The organism is Gluconobacter roseus NBRC 3990, from assembly GCF_006538885.1.
GTDB lineage: Bacteria > Pseudomonadota > Alphaproteobacteria > Acetobacterales > Acetobacteraceae > Gluconobacter > Gluconobacter roseus.
In genome coordinates this window covers 227142-242119 of record NZ_BJLY01000003.1, presented here as the reverse complement: position 1 = coordinate 242119, position 14978 = coordinate 227142, and the positions used below count along the sequence as shown (strand labels likewise).

At 61.0% G+C, this 14978-nt stretch carries 14 protein-coding genes; 12 read left to right on the top strand and 2 right to left on the bottom strand.

The window, feature by feature from the left end; all coding sequences use genetic code 11:
- Positions 1–32: 32 nt before the first annotated feature.
- The 9 genes from pspA (at position 33) to GRO01_RS08535 (ending at position 8370) form a co-directional block, all read left to right on the top strand.
- Positions 33–716, top strand: coding sequence for a phage shock protein PspA (pspA, locus tag GRO01_RS08575; protein ID WP_062510948.1), 684 nt, complete (start codon positions 33–35; stop codon positions 714–716).
- Positions 717–745: 29 nt separating this feature from the next.
- Entirely contained in the window at positions 746–985 is a 240-nt protein-coding gene (gene pspB / locus GRO01_RS08570) for an envelope stress response membrane protein PspB (RefSeq protein WP_062510946.1), read from the top strand.
- Complete coding sequence (locus GRO01_RS13745; RefSeq protein WP_062510944.1) at positions 945–2321, top strand: head GIN domain-containing protein; 1377 nt, start codon at positions 945–947, stop codon at positions 2319–2321. Before pspB ends, GRO01_RS13745 begins: the two co-directional genes overlap by 41 nt.
- 2 nt (positions 2322–2323) lie before the next feature.
- The gene (locus tag GRO01_RS08560; RefSeq protein ID WP_062510941.1) at positions 2324–3664 is read left to right on the top strand and encodes a GIN domain-containing protein; all 1341 of its coding nucleotides are present in this window, start codon (positions 2324–2326) and stop codon (positions 3662–3664) included.
- A gap of 70 nt (positions 3665–3734) precedes the next feature.
- Positions 3735–4520 (top strand): MlaE family ABC transporter permease, encoded by a 786-nt coding sequence (locus tag GRO01_RS08555; protein WP_062510939.1) that lies wholly within the window; start codon positions 3735–3737, stop codon positions 4518–4520.
- A complete protein-coding gene (locus GRO01_RS08550) occupies positions 4517–5317 on the top strand; it encodes an ABC transporter ATP-binding protein (RefSeq protein WP_062510937.1) in 801 nt (266 codons plus the stop codon). Before GRO01_RS08555 ends, GRO01_RS08550 begins: the two co-directional genes overlap by 4 nt.
- Positions 5314–5520 (top strand): hypothetical protein, encoded by a 207-nt coding sequence (locus GRO01_RS08545; protein ID WP_062510935.1) that lies wholly within the window; start codon positions 5314–5316, stop codon positions 5518–5520. Before GRO01_RS08550 ends, GRO01_RS08545 begins: the two co-directional genes overlap by 4 nt.
- A 171-nt stretch (positions 5521–5691) precedes the next feature.
- Entirely contained in the window at positions 5692–7098 is a 1407-nt protein-coding gene (gene radA, locus GRO01_RS08540; protein WP_062510932.1) for a DNA repair protein RadA, read from the top strand.
- A 105-nt stretch (positions 7099–7203) separates the two neighbouring features.
- Positions 7204–8370, top strand: a complete 1167-nt coding sequence (locus GRO01_RS08535; RefSeq protein ID WP_083541415.1) for a glycosyltransferase family 4 protein — start codon at positions 7204–7206, stop codon at positions 8368–8370.
- Positions 8371–8376: 6 nt separating this feature from the next.
- On the opposite strand, the gene GRO01_RS08530 is transcribed toward GRO01_RS08535, so the two are convergent.
- Positions 8377–9990 (bottom strand): alginate export family protein, encoded by a 1614-nt coding sequence (locus GRO01_RS08530; protein WP_231490422.1) that lies wholly within the window; start codon positions 9988–9990, stop codon positions 8377–8379.
- A gap of 161 nt (positions 9991–10151) precedes the next feature.
- Positions 10152–10739, bottom strand: a complete 588-nt coding sequence (locus tag GRO01_RS08525) for an IMPACT family protein (protein ID WP_062510928.1) — start codon at positions 10737–10739, stop codon at positions 10152–10154.
- 80 nt (positions 10740–10819) lie between these two features.
- Between GRO01_RS08525 and GRO01_RS08520 the strand changes: the two genes are divergently transcribed.
- The 3 genes from GRO01_RS08520 (at position 10820) to GRO01_RS08510 (ending at position 14589) form a co-directional block, all read left to right on the top strand.
- Entirely contained in the window at positions 10820–13408 is a 2589-nt protein-coding gene (locus GRO01_RS08520) for an MMPL family transporter (RefSeq protein ID WP_062510926.1), read from the top strand.
- Positions 13409–13513: 105 nt separating this feature from the next.
- Positions 13514–14077 (top strand): VOC family protein, encoded by a 564-nt coding sequence (locus GRO01_RS08515; protein WP_174787422.1) that lies wholly within the window; start codon positions 13514–13516, stop codon positions 14075–14077.
- Positions 14074–14589, top strand: a complete 516-nt coding sequence (locus GRO01_RS08510; RefSeq protein WP_062510925.1) for a cupin domain-containing protein — start codon at positions 14074–14076, stop codon at positions 14587–14589. The genes GRO01_RS08515 and GRO01_RS08510 overlap by 4 nt, the downstream gene beginning before the upstream one ends.
- Positions 14590–14978 lie beyond the last annotated feature (389 nt).

Here is a 14978-nt window from a genome sequence, read left to right as displayed (position 1 = left end):
TCCTAAGTCTCTCCAACAGGAAGGAAAGCATCATGGGTATTTTCTCTCGCCTCGCCGATATCGTGAACTCCAATCTCAATGCGATTCTCGCCACCGCCGAGGACCCGCAGAAGATGATCCGCCTGGTCATCCAGGAAATGGAAGACACGCTGGTCGAGGTCCGCAGTCAGGCTGTCCGGACGATCGCCGAGCGCAAACAGCTTGAACGCCGCGTCCGCACCATGATGCACGAAGAAGACGAGTGGCACCGCAAGGCTGGCCTCGCCATCGAACGCGGTCGTGACGATCTCGCTAAGGCAGCCCTCGCCGCCCGCCACAGCGTCGAACAGTCCCGCGAGGCGCTGGAGCAGCAGATCGCCCAGATCTCCGATGGGCTGGACCAGCAGAACGACGACATCTCCAAGCTTCAGGCCAAGATCGCCGATGCCAAATCCCGTGAAAAAGCGCTCTCCATCCGCGCCCGCACCGCGCAGGGCCGCCTGAAGACCCGCGAGAAGCTCTATGACACCCGCATCGACGACACGCTGAACCGCTTCGATCAGGTGGAACGCGCTCTTGATGAACTGGAAGGCAAGGCCGAGGCGTATGATCTGGGACGCAGCACCGGCCGGCCGTCACTTCAGGAGGAACTTGCGGCCCTCGAAACCGATGCGGTCGTAGAAAGCGAGTTCGAGGCCCTCAAACGTCATGTCTCCGAAAAGAAAAGCGCAGGCTGAAAGACGGCTGACCAGAAAAGGCCCAAGGCATGAATTCGTCCATCTTCCCCTTCCTTGTCCCGATCACGGCCATCATTGCCTGGTCAGTAACAAGCATGGTCAAGCACATGACGCGCCAGCCTGACCGCGCTGCGTCAGCAGACCCCATGCTTCAGGCCGCCCTGACACAGGCCGAAGCCCATGCTACGCGTCTGGAAGAAAGGATCGACCAGCTCGAACGCATCCTCGATGAGGATATCCCGGGCTGGAGAGCAAGGAACGCACGATGACACGCCGCCCGTCCCCTTTTATGGTCGCCGCCCGGCGCTACTGGCGCTGCTGGCGGGCACGATCCTGCTGGCGCCCGCAGCCCATGCGGCACGGATGACCCTCTCCGGAGAAGACCTGGACCTGTCCATTCCCTGCACGGGACAGGTTAAAGTCGTGGTTGATCCCGGCATGAAGGACGGGGCGACCCTTGATTCGAGCAGCATGGCGCAGGTCGCGATGCATACCGGCAAGGAAGAAGCGGAAAGCCGCATTTCCATCGCCACAAAAGCCTGTGCACCCAACGGGAAGCTGACGATCAGCATTTCCCCAAGCACCGGCCTGACTATCCATGACAGCCACGACACGCATTTCATTATCACCGGCAAGCTCGCCTCGCTCGATGCCAGCCTTGATTCCACAACCATGGAGATCGAGGACACACAGTCGCTCGACCTGAACATGCAGGGCGCTTCCAGCGTCCACATCAAGGCGCTGGAGCGTGCGGCTCAGATCGTGGCGTCAGGAACCTCGACCCTGACCGCCGATACCGCACAACTCGCCGCCCTTTCGGCGCAGCTGACGCAGAATGCGGGCATGACGCTCTCGGGCGGCAGCATTGATGCCCTCACGCTGATCACAGCTGATCAGGCCAGCGCCACCATTCTGGGACATGCAACCGTGGCTACGGTGGCGGCGAATGGAACGGGCGATATCAATATCGAAGCGGTCTCCGGGCCAATGGTACGCTCGGGCAAAGGCACCGTGCGTGTCGGCGCGCAGAACGGTGTGATCTATCGTCCGACCACGCCGCCACCCACTGCGGCAGCCGCTCCTTCGGCATCAGATCCGCTAGTGCCCGCTCCAGCCCAGCCCCCTGCGACCGGCGCGACTTCGACCATTCCTGCGCCCGCTGTGCCGACACCTGCTCCGGTTGCTGCACCTGCCGCGCCCATCGCGCCACAGGCACCGGTTCTGCCGACGCCCCCGACAAATACGCCGCCGGACAACCAGCAGGGCAGCAACCTGCCGACGCAACCTTCCGCATCGCCTCCATTGCCGACCGCTTCGTCTTCCACAGCGCAAAAGACACCTACGGCTGAAGCAGCTTCCCCCGCAGCCCCTTCGACACCATCACAACAGGCAGGAAACGCCACCCCTGCGACAACGCCGGATGCGGCGTCTGTGCCCACGCCACAAAGCCTGCCACAGAACAGTGCCGCAGCTCCCCAGCTGGGCAGCACGTCAGGCAGCGCAACATCCGCCCCGAACATTTCTACAACGCCGGCACCTTCAGGAAACACGGCGTCTTCTCCGGCCACTCCGCCTGCCACAGGCAAAGGCTCGCAGGGAGAATAGGCATGCGCCTCCGTCTGTCAGCCCCTCTTGCCCTGATTGCGCTGCTGGGCAGTCATGCCATGGCCGCTCCGGCAGTCATGCCACCGCCTGCACCAGCTCCTCCGGCACCGCCATCCTTTGAATCGTCGGCAGCCAGCTCCAAGACGCTCGTCATCCCGGCCACCTGCCTTGAGCATCTCACCATCACAGGCGGAGCGGAGTCCCGCGTCGTTACAGGCAACGGTAACCTGATTCAGCACGGGGACCAGCTCACCTTCACCACATCCGCAACAGACTGCGCAAAAGAACCAGATGCGGTCGTCATGGTTCCCATCCGGACCGGTGTCGAAATCCGCGCACCCCACAACCACGCAACGGATTACCGCATCACCGGCATCAACGGGGAACTCACCGCCACCACAGAACGGGGCAATCTGGATGTCGATCAGGTCAGCGGCCTGACGCTCATCATGGGTGGCACTGGTGATGTATCGGTCGGACATGCAAGTGGCCGGGTCTCCGTAAAGGATTTTGCCAGCGGGGACCTGCATATCCAGAGCATCGCAGCCTCTGACGCCGATCTCACAACCATGTCTTCCGGCAACATCCGCATCGACCAGGGCAATGCCGATGTCCTGACCGTGCGGAGTTACGGTTCGGCAGATACCGCACTGAACGGCACCGTTCGCGATGCGGACCTGACCCTGATGGGTAGTGGTGACATCGTCCTTGGCCGGGTCGCGGAGACCCTGAAAAAGCGCGCGCTCGGTTCCGGCTCCATCACGATTGGCGAGACGTCCGGCGCCCGGATCACGACAGTGACCACGCCCGACACCTCCGCCGTCCTGTCAGATACGCTGAAGAATGTCCTGAACCGCTCCAACATCGATTTCCATTTCGGCAACGCGGATTCCGCCTCTCATACTCGCCAGCATTCCAGTGGCCATGGCGTCATTAGCCTCCTGCTAAAGATTTTCCTGATCGTCTGGCTCGTCCGTCTCTTCCGCCGCTATCGGAAAACTGGCGTAATCCCGTTCAGGAAAACGGTGGACAAGGCTGCTGCGGGCTATGCTGCCGGTGTACGAAGCTGGTCCCAGCGTGATCCGGAATGGCGTGAGGCTCCGGCAGCCAGCATGACAGCGGTCATGAAAAATGCCGTGCAGGCCTTCCGGAACCATCACCCCGAGCCTGTTGAAGACTTTTCGCATTCCGTCCCGCCCGGACACCCGCTGGCCCGGCTTCAGGATCGCCTGCTGCGGATGGAACGCCGGATTGGCCTAATGGAACAGTTCGTAACCTCACCTGATTTCAGCCTGGAACGGCAGTTCCGTGAGCTGGAACGCACCGACGGACGCCGTGCCTGAGCCAAACTCCATCCTCGCAGGTCGGACGGAAACTTTGACGTCCGGATGCGGGCAGGGTAGGGGCTGAAGGGTGAATGCCGTTCTTAACCCTATAGCGGCCCTTGGCCGTGCCGCTCTCGGCCTTATCAAGCAGGCAGGTGCTCTCGCCCTGTTCGCGCTGGAGGCCCTGTCGCATCTGGTGCGACCGCCTTTCTACTGGCGGATCTTCTTTTCCAGCCTGATCGAGACGGGGTTTTTCTCCCTGCCCGTCGTGGCCCTGACTGCCCTGTTCTCCGGTGCCGTCATCGCGCTCCAGTCCTATGTGGGCTTCGGACAGTACCATGTGCAGAGCGCCATTGCGGGAATCGTCGTCCTCGCCGTGACCCGCGAACTCGGGCCGGTTCTGGCCGGACTGATGGTCGCCGGGCGTGTGGGCGCGGCCATGTCGGCCCAGATTGGCACCATGCGCGTGACCGACCAGATCGACGCGCTCACCACGCTGTCCACCAACCCGATGAAATATCTCGTGACGCCGCGCCTGCTGGCCGGGACGCTCGCGCTGCCCTGCCTCGTGCTGGTGGCCGACATTCTGGGCGTGATGGGCGGCTTCACGGTTTCGGTCGCCAAGCTCGGCTTCTCGCCCTCGACCTACATCACGGCCACGCTGGACTCGCTCAAGACGATGGATGTTGTCGTCGGGCTGGTGAAGGCGGCGGTGTTCGGATTCCTGATCGCGCTGCTGGGCTGCTACAACGGCTATAACAGCCGGGGCGGCGCAGAAGGCGTGGGCTCGGCCACGACGGCCGCCGTTGTGGGCGCCTCTATCCTGCTGCTGCTGTTCGACTACCTCCTGACGGACCTGTTCTTCTCACAATGAGCACTCCTCAAAGCACTCCGAAGATCCGCATCCGCGGCCTGCATAAGGCTTTCGGTTCCAAGATCGTGCTCGATGGCGTGGACCTCGATGTCGAGACAGGCACGTCCATGGTCATCATCGGCGGCTCCGGCTCGGGCAAGTCCGTCCTGCTGCGCTGCATTCTTGGCTTGATCGAACCCGATGCCGGGACGATCGAGATCGACGGTGAAAACCTGCTGACGGCTTCGCGCTCCCGGCAGGACGCTCTGCGTCGGCAGATCGGGATGCTGTTCCAGAACGCCGCCCTGTTCGACAGCATGAGCGTCGGCGAGAACGTCGCTTTTGGCATCCGCGCCAAGCATTCCGACCGCAATGGCGCCACTCCGTCCCGCGCCCAAGCCCTACAAATGGCCGGGGATCTGCTCAAACAGGTCGGGCTGGACCCATCCGTCGGCGATCTGAGCCCGTCCGAACTCTCGGGCGGCATGCAAAAGCGCGTTGGTCTGGCCCGCGCCATTGCCGGCAATCCCAACATCATGTTCTTCGACGAACCCACGACCGGGCTGGACCCAATCATGGGTGCGGTGATCGACGGGCTGATCGTGGACTGCGTGCAAAAGCTCGGCTCCACGGCCATTGCCATCACTCACGACATGGCCTCGGCCCAGCGGATCGGAAACCGCGCGGCCATGCTCTATCATGGTCGCCTGATCTGGCAGGGTGAAGCCTCCGAATTGATGAACTCCGGCAATGCCATGGTCGATCAGTTTACTCACGGCCGGCGCGAAGGCCCCATCACCATGGAGCTGCGCAAATGAGCATTCTCCCCCGTTTTCCCAAAACCGATCCTGTCATCTGGAAGCGCATCGGGCTGAGCTATCTGATCGCCCTGCCGCTTCTGTACATCATGTTCCGACACCAGCCGGCGCACCCGAACATGCTGATCCAGCTTCTGGGCTTTCTGCTGATCATCATGGTGTCCCGCCTTCTGGCACGCCTGATCCTGCGAACTGACAAGTAAGCATCCGGGCTCTGCCCGGGCCCGGCAGGGATCGTGATCCCTGCACCCTGATTCCAATGGTTTCCAAAGGTCGAGACCTTTGGTGGGGTGCGGGGCAAAGCCCCGTCTGGATCAGCACCGGGGCACTCCCTATATACTGGCTTTGCTTCCCTCAAACCGAAGAGATCCGCCTTGGCCAAAAAGCCGACCACGCGATATGTCTGCCAGAACTGTGGCGCCACCTATCCGAAATGGAATGGTAAGTGCGAAGCCTGCGGCGAGTGGAACACGCTGGTCGAAGAAAAGATCGAGCCCACAGCCCGCAAGACCGGCAAACTGAGCGCTGGACGCCTTCAAACGGTCCGGCTGGATGGCGAAACGCGCCCGCCCCCGCGCATCACGACCAGCATTGCCGAACTGGACCGTGTTCTGGGCGGTGGCCTCGTCCCGGCTTCTGTCGTTCTGGTCGGCGGTGATCCGGGTATCGGCAAATCCACGCTCATGCTCCAGACCACCTGCGCGCTGGCGCGGTCCGGGCATCGCGTCCTGTATGTCTCGGGCGAAGAATCGGTGGACCAGATCCGCATCCGTGCCCAGCGGCTGGGCCTGGATCGCGACACCAAGATGCTGGACTCGCTGGATCTCGCATCCTCCATCAATGTGGGCGAGATCGTCGGATCGCTGGAGCAGGACCGGGCCCATACGGTCGTGGTCATCGATTCCATCCAGACGATGTGGCTGGAAAGCGTGGAAAGCTCACCGGGGTCTGTCTCACAGGTCCGGGCAAGTGCGTTTGAGCTGATCCGTCTGGCCAAGACGCTTGGCTTTGCGCTGATTCTGATCGGACATGTCACGAAGGAAGGGTCTCTCGCCGGACCGCGCGTTCTGGAACACATGGTCGATGCCGTCATGTATTTCGAAGGCGATCGCGGGCACCAGTTCCGCATTCTGCGTGCAGCCAAGAACCGCTTTGGCGCGACGGACGAGATCGGCGTCTTTGCCATGACCGATATCGGCCTGACCGAAGTCCCCAACCCGTCTGCGCTGTTCCTCGCGGAGCGACGCGGCAATATTGCCGGGTCAGCCGTATTTGCCGGGCTGGAAGGCACACGCCCTGTCCTGCTGGAAATCCAGGCCCTGCTGTCCCCCAAAGCCGGAGATGGCGCACCACGCCGTGCGGTCGTGGGCTGGGATACGTCACGACTGAACATGCTGCTGGCCGTTCTGGACTCCCGCTGCGGCCTCAAGCTCGCCAATATGGACGTCTATCTGAACATCGCTGGCGGTCTGCGCGTGAATGAACCGGCCGCCGATCTGGCTGTGGCAGCCGCACTGGTGTCTGCGGCGACGGGCACCCCCACATCTCCCAATGCCGCCTATTTCGGTGAAGTCGGGCTGTCGGGTGAAATCCGGCAGGTCAATCAGTCCGATCTGCGCCTGAAGGAAGTAGCCAAGCTGGGCTTCGGCGAGGCGATCCTGCCCCGGCGCGTTTCGGCAGCATCCGCGCGGGTCAAGCCGCCCGCTGGACTGAAACTACGCGAAATCGGCCATCTGACGGATCTGGTCGGACTGTTCACCGAACAGGAAACTTCCGAATAACTCGCGCTTATTCAGTTTGCAGTTGCGAGGCCATTCTGACCTGAACCAGAGGACAATTTTCGTCTTGATGCCCCTCCTGCCGACATCGCCATTAACGAAACCGATATGGCCGGCATAACGCAGGACGGCAGACGACATCCTGTTGCGCTGTTTATTGACGACTTTGCTCCCGACCCCACTCAGGATGCCGGTTCGGTCGCGCTCCTGTCTCACATCCATACTGCGCAGAGCCTCGGCTATCGGTGCTGCTTCATGGCATCCCGGTCTGCACCCAGCGAAAAGGATCGCCTGCATCTGAAGGCACAGGGGATCGACTGTCTGGTTCCACCTGTCTTTACCTGCCCGGAAGACGCGCTCAGGCAACTGGGAGACAGGCTCGACGTGGTCTATCTCCACCGCCTCAACAATGCAGAGCGCTATTCAGCACTGACGCGGGCCCTTGCGCCCACCGCCACACTGATCTGGAGCGTCGCCGAACTGACGTCTCTGCGCCTCCATCGTCAGGCGGCCATGGAATCCCGTCCCGAACTTGAACGGTTCGCCAGCCGTCTCGAGGTCCGGGAAAACATGTGCGCTTGGCTGGCGGATTTCGTACTGACACATTCTCCCGTCGAAGCCGGGCGCCTGTCACGCACCGTCCCTACAGCCAACGTGCATGTCGTCCCCTGGGCCGTGCCGGTATCTCCCCGCAAAGAACGCTCCCCGGAGGCTCCCGTCATCGCCTTCGTGGGGCATTTCGCCCATGACCCCAATCTCGATGCGGCGAAATGGCTCGTTCTGGCCATCATGCCGCTTCTGCGCAAGGCCATACCGGGCATCCGGTGCCGCCTGATCGGAAGCGCCATGCCCCATGCCGTCCATATGCTGGCGGCGGAAGACGTGGAAATTATGGAGGCCGTGCCGGATCTGGAAGAGGCTCTGGCAGACGTCTCTCTGTGTGTGGCACCACTTCGCTTCGGGGCCGGGATCAAGGGCAAGGTGCTCGAAGCCTGGGCGATCGGTCTGCCGATCGTCATGACCCCGATCGCCGCCGAAGGTCTGGTAGACCCTGCCGACCCGATATGGCGAAACTCCATCGCCGATACACCTTCCGGGTTTGTGGAAAGGATCATCGCACTCCTGAAACCCACCACAGCCAGAAAACAGGTTGCGGCAGGACAGAAACTTCTGAAGGCCCGTTTCTCGGAACAGGCTGTTTTCAAAGCCCTCGCTCCGCTTTTCCCACCGGTTCCCGACGACTTGGACGATGCAGACCCCACGCTCCTGAACTGATGCATTTCAGAAGCGGAACACGACATTGGACTGGGCATAGCTTCCACTTTTGCCACCCGCCGCATGCAGGCCGTTCGAAGCCATGAACCGCGCGCCGTAGATCTGCCAGGTCAGGTGCCGGTTGAGCTGAAGCTTGAGGGACGCCTGCGGCACCACACCGATATAGCCGCCATGATAGGTTTTCGAGAATGTGTACGGGCCAGACGAGTTCCAGATCGCGCCATCCGCATTTTCCCGCCACATGAACGGCACCTTGAATTGGATGCTCGCAAAACCTTTCCAGGGTGTGACGCTGAAGACCGGCGAGAGGCTGACGAGGTTGGATGGCTGGATATATGTCGTGGTGTCCAGATAGTTCGTCTGTGGGTTGAAGGGTGCCATATAGGTCCGGACCGGTCCGTTCGTTCCATCGGCCCCGCCGGAATACAGATCCGCCTGCACGCCGATGAACGGATGGAGCGGCGAGGGCGTATGGCGGTATCCCACGATCGTATTGACCGAATAGGCCTGCACGTCGCTCTTCTTCGCGCTGCCGGATTTTTGGAAGGTCCCGTCCTGATAGAGGCCCCCGAACGAATATTCAAAGGACGCGGCGGTGCCGTACCAGCGGAAACCCACATTCCCGCGTGAGGACGTCCCCTTCAGAGAGCCCGATGCGAGCGGCACGACCGACAGGCTGCCACCATAGCGGTACCCGTAATAGAAGATGTCCAGAAATGAATGGACCGTTTCCCCGCCAATGGAGAACTGAGGCACGAGAGCCGTGATGTCCCCGCCATACAGGCGCGTGCCGTAATCTTCCGTGTCGTGGAACATCAGGGTCGCGTCCGTCTTGGTCTGGACGAAATCAAACGCATCGACCCGGATATTGGGCCAGATCGCATAGATGCGACCACCATTCCACGACAGCGGCACATTGGGCGTCTCGCGGTTATACAGAACATAGGACGGCGCATCGAGGAACTGCTGACGCCCGAACATGAAGCCGGTCTGGGCTCCGGCCAGCTTGCCTTTGAACTCGATGAAAGCCTGCTGAAGATCCAGCCGCTTGCGGTAGGTCGTGTTGTAGCCAAACCCCTTCCAGCCCGCCGCATCAGCATTGATGAGCTGACCGAAGAGCCGGACATGCTCACCGAGATGCAGATCCGCGCCATACAGGTTCCGCACGCCGAACCGGCCGGAATTGCTGCCGCCTTTCTTTCCCAGAAAAGGCGTCTCCTCATACCAATTGCGCAACCGCGTCTCGCCGGAAAAGGACAGCCAGATCGTCTTTGCATCATTCAGGGCAATGAACTTGAGCGGATCGAACGGATCGTCGCGCCGGCTTTTATCCCGCAGAAAGCTCCAGTCCTCCGCCCAGGGTGCCACGCCATAACGGCCAACCGGCCCAAACCCGGCGGATTCACCGTTGCCGTAACTGAACGCGCCCCATGGCCCCTGACGCCCCTGCGGCGCATGGTTCTGACTGGCCACGACGCGGCGCGGCTGGCCCACGACACCGGCATGGGGATAGTTCTGGATGGGCGGGCGTTCCGTGGACGGGACATGGATCCATTCTTCCGTCTGGGTATTCGACGTAGCCGATGTCGGCGTTTCAGCTGCCACGGACAGCCGGGGCATGCAGATATCCAGCGCCATCAGGGCAAGGAGAGAGCGGTTCCTGTACAAATGATGACGCGACATAGCCTGAGAACTCCAGACGGGGTTCGCAGAACATTATGCAGAGCTGCAAAAACATCAATCATCATAGTTTTAAATAATAAGAACTATTCTATTTAGTTTTAATCCAGCCGCGTGATCTCCATCTGCCCCCGCGTCAGATCCCGCAGCCAGTCCATGATGACATCGGCCTCTTCCACGGGTACGGCGAGCGTCATCCAGGCCCCTTCCCCATCGAAATCACATTCCGTCCGGCTTGCCCGCCAGCCCTCGATCTTCGATTCCACCATGGCGTAGCTGGAAAACGGACAGTGAAACCGTAATGGCACGGTCTCGATCCGCTTAATCCGTTCCGCTTCGCGCAGACAGGCTGACGCCGCGCCGCCATAAGCCCGCACGAGCCCCCCGGCCCCGAGCTGCACACCGCCATACCAGCGTGTGACGACGATCATCACATTGTCGAAATCCTGCCCTTCGATGGCGGACAGAATCGGCCGTCCTGCGGTGCCGCCCGGCTCTCCGTCATCGCTGGAACGGAAGCGCTGGCCTGTCTTGAAGGCCCAGCAGTTATGGGTCGCATCCAGAACGGCGATCTCGCGGAAGAAAGCCATGGCAGCGGCTTCGTCTTCCACAGGGGCCGCGGAGGCCCGAAAAACACTGTTCCGAATCACACTTTCATATGAGGCCGGGCCGGCAAGAGTCCATGTCATGGCTTTCCTTCTGCCTCAGGATCGCTGAAATGTCAGGATGGGGTAGGGAAACGCTGCCCGTTCTGTTAAGGGTAGGCCCCATGTTTTCGGATCTGACCGGTCGGCTGAATGCCGTCTGCGCGCGTCGTGCGCCCCTCGTTCTGGCCCTGTTCGCACTGCTCTGTGCCGGCTGCGTTGCGTTAAGTATCACGCGGATCAGCGTGACTACCGACACGAGCAAGATGTTTGCCAACAGCCTGCCGTGGAAAAAGCGGAGCATGGAGCTGACGCGCCTGTTCCCGCAGGACAGCAACCAGCTCGTCGCCATTATCGACAGCCGCATCCCCGAACAGGGACGCATGGCCGCACGACAGCTTGCCGCGACGCTTTCGCAGGATCACACCCATTTCAAGACGGTCAGCCTGCCCGGCGACAATGCCTTCTATAACAGTCACGGCTTCCTGTTCCTTGATACGAAGGATCTGGAGCCGCTGCTGGATTCGATCGTCTCCGCGCAGCCCTTCCTCGGCACGCTGGCGGCTGATCCGTCCGCCCGTGGCCTGTTTGGCGCGCTGGGCCTGATCGGCGAGGGCATCAAGGCCGGACAGGGCATCCCGAGCGGCTTCAACGGTGCGCTGGACGGTTTTGCCAACTCCCTGACAGCGGCGGCAAACGGCCACCCGCAGGACATGTCCTGGCAGAATCTGCTGATCGGCAAGCTTGCGGAGCTGGGCTCGCAGTACGAATTCGTCGTCACGCAGCCCAAACTCGACTACAGCTCCTTCCAGCCGGGCGAAGGCGCCACGACCGCCATGCGTCAGGCGATCAACAACCTTGAATTTGTGAAGACGAAGCAGGCCTCAAGCATCATCACCGGTGAAGTGAAGCTGTCGGACGAGGAGTTCTCCACCGTCGCACACGGCATGGTGCTCGGCCTCATCATTTCGCTCGTTCTTGTGGCAGTCTGGCTGATCCTCGCGGTCCATTCCCCGCGCGTTATCATCCCTATTCTGCTGACCCTGATCAGCGGTCTGCTCCTGACGACGGGCTTTGCAGCTCTGGCGGTCGGTGAGCTGAACCTGATCTCGGTGGCCTTCGCGATCCTTTTCGTCGGCATCGCGGTTGATTTCGCCATCCAGTACAGCGTGCGTCTGCGTGGACAGCGCAATCCGGACGGCTCACATCCGTCCCTGCATGACGCCATCGTCCTGACGGGACAGGAAAGCGGCGCACAGATCCTTGTCGCGGCACTCGCGACGGCCGCGGGCTTCCTGGCCTTCTATCCCACGAGCTTCATCGGCGTGGCGCAGCTCGGGCTGATTGCAGGCTTCGGCATGCTGATCGCCTTCTTCTGCACCATGACGCTGCTGCCGGCCCTGCTGTCGGTCTTCCGGGCAAAGCTGGGAAGCGGAACGCCGGGCTTTGCCTTCATGGCGCCCGCCGATGCATTTCTGAGACACAAGCGCCGCAAGATTGTTGGCGTCTTTGCACTCCTGGGGGTCGTGGGACTGGCTCTCATGCCGCTTCTGAAGTTCGACGCCGATCCGCTGCATACCAAGGACCCCAATACCGAGGGTATGCGTGCGCTGCACCTGCTGGAAGCCAACCCGCTCACTACGCCTTACAGCGCGCAGGTCCTGACTCCGAACCTGACGGAAGCTGCCCGACAGGCCGCAGCCTTCTCGAAGCTGCCAAGCGTGCATGACGTGCTCTGGCTCGGCGCTCTGGTCCCGGATGACCAGAAGACCAAGCTGGCCATGATCGAGGACACGGCCTCCATCCTGCTTCCGACTATCACAGTCGCCAATCCGGCACCGGCACCGGACGCCGCGGCCATCCGCGCCGCTGCCATCACAGCCGCGCAGAAGCTGGATGCCGTGAAGGATCAGCTCCCCGCACCGCTGGAAAAGATCCGTCAGGCCCTGCATACGCTCTCGACGGCGCAGGACAACACGCTGCTTCAGGCGAGCACCTCCCTGACGCGCTTCCTGCCGGACGAACTGTCGATGCTGCGCACGGCACTCCAGCCCACGCCGGTCACGATGGAGAGCATCCCGCAGGATGTGCGTCAGGACTATGTCCTGCCTGACGGCCGCGCCCGGTTGACCATCCATCCCAAGGGCCAGATGTCCGAAACGCCGGTGCTGCATCGCTTCGTCAGGGAGCTGCGTTCCGTCAACCCGGATGTGGCGGGCCCTGCGATGGAAATCACGGAGAGCGCCAACACGATCGTCCATGCCTTCACGGTTGCGGCGATCTGCGCGCTCATCATGATCGCCATCATCCTGCTGGTCGTCCTGCGCCGCCTGCTGGATGCGGCCCTCGTCATGGCACCACTGCTAATGTCCGCGCTTCTGACAGTTATTCTGGTCGTCACGGTGCCGGAGACGCTGAACTACGCCAACATCATCGCCCTGCCGCTGCTGCTGGGTGTGGGTGTGTCGTTCAACATCTATTTCGTCATGAACTGGCGCGAAGGCGTAAAGGGTCCGCTGACGTCCCCCACAGCGCGCGCGGTGCTGTTCTCGGCCCTGACAACGGCCACGGCCTTCGGCTCGCTGGCACGCTCCGGCCATCCGGGCACGGCCAGCATGGGCCGTCTGCTGCTGATGTCGCTCGGCTGCACGCTGCTGTGCACGATGGTCTTCGTCCCGGCCCTGCTGCCCAAGCGCCCGATTGACGAAGCCTGATCCGCTACAGGCAGGTTACTGACATGGTTTGCAGCAATGTGACCCATATTCTGGCAACCGTGCGTTTCCTCAAGGGTTGAGATCTCCACAAAGGAGGATCTCCCCTTGAGCACAGATCATTCAGGACTGCCGCGTGGCATCGACCATGTCGGCGTTACCGTTCCGGACATCGAAGCCGCCATCCGCTTTCTGGAAGAAGCATTTGGCGCCGTCGCCCTCTATCGCAACGTCACGCGGACCGAGCCGCAGAAAGGCCCGCAGACAGAAAAGATCCTTGGCCTGCCGCAGGGCACCGTCGTCATCGAGATGTGCATGATGGCGCTGGGACATGGACCAGGAATCGAACTCTTCGAAATGAAAGGCCCCGACCAACGCGAAGCCGCCCGCCCCTGCGACTGGGGCCTTCAGCATTTCGCAGTCTATGTTGATGATATCCATGCTTCCTGCCACCGTTTCCAGGAAGCCGGCGGCACGCTTCTAACCGAACCACAGGGACAGCCCTCCCTCGAAGCCGCGCCGGGCAACATGTTCTGCTATGGCCGCACGCCCTGGGGCATGATCGTGGAACTGATCAGCACTCCCCATCAGGAACGCTTCAACGACATCGCCCCCATGGACCGTTACCAGCCACCACCACGTGCCACCCCGGATAAAGGATCAGACGCATGACCCGTATTCTTCCTCTGGCCGTGGCCCTGCTGGCCGCTTCCGTTTTCGGGACCGCCCATGCGGCTGATCCCACTCCGCCAACAGCCTGGTACTGGCACAACTGGACGGACCATGACGGCATCAGCCACATGACCCGCTGCCCGTTTCACAACTACGACCTGAAATCGATGTCCAAGCCGGCAGGACCGCAATGGCAGGACCATGTGCACGAAGGCAACGCACAGATCATCTCCACCGTGCAGCCAGCACACTGGGATGGCAGCTGGCATCCGGACCCGAAAGTGCAGTGGATTATCCCGCTGCAGGGCTCATGGTATGTGACCGCCATGGACGGAAAGAAGGTCGTCATGGGACCGGGCGAAGTCTCACTTGGTGAGGACCAGATGAGCCGCAAGGACGCCAAGGGCCATGTCGGGCATTTTGCCGGCAATGTCGGAGACGGCCCCGTCACCCTGATGGTTATACAGACCGACGAACAGCCAACCATGGATCAGCCCTGCCGTTTCCACTAAGCGGTTTCTGGTATTTCAGTATCTGATCAGAACAAGCCAAATCCGGATCAACCGTCCGGATTTGGTCTTCCGGAAGACCTATTCTGACAGGTCGTCACCCTTGGGTGCCACGACATAAAGCCCCCAAAGGCGCTGATAACCCCTCTCTGTCGTGAATAATCCGCCAAAAAGGACCAGAGAGCTTTTTTCGGATTTCCGCTTTCCCAAGCCAGTTACAATCCAGAAAATATCATGACAAACCGTTACTAAATTACGGTATCGGTATTATGATTGATGATCATAATATTTGATAAGAAAGAAAAATAAAATACAGATTCAATAAAAACTCATAGAATAATATTTTAAAATTAATCAGAAATGTTTTTTTATTTTTCATAAAAATCACTCTG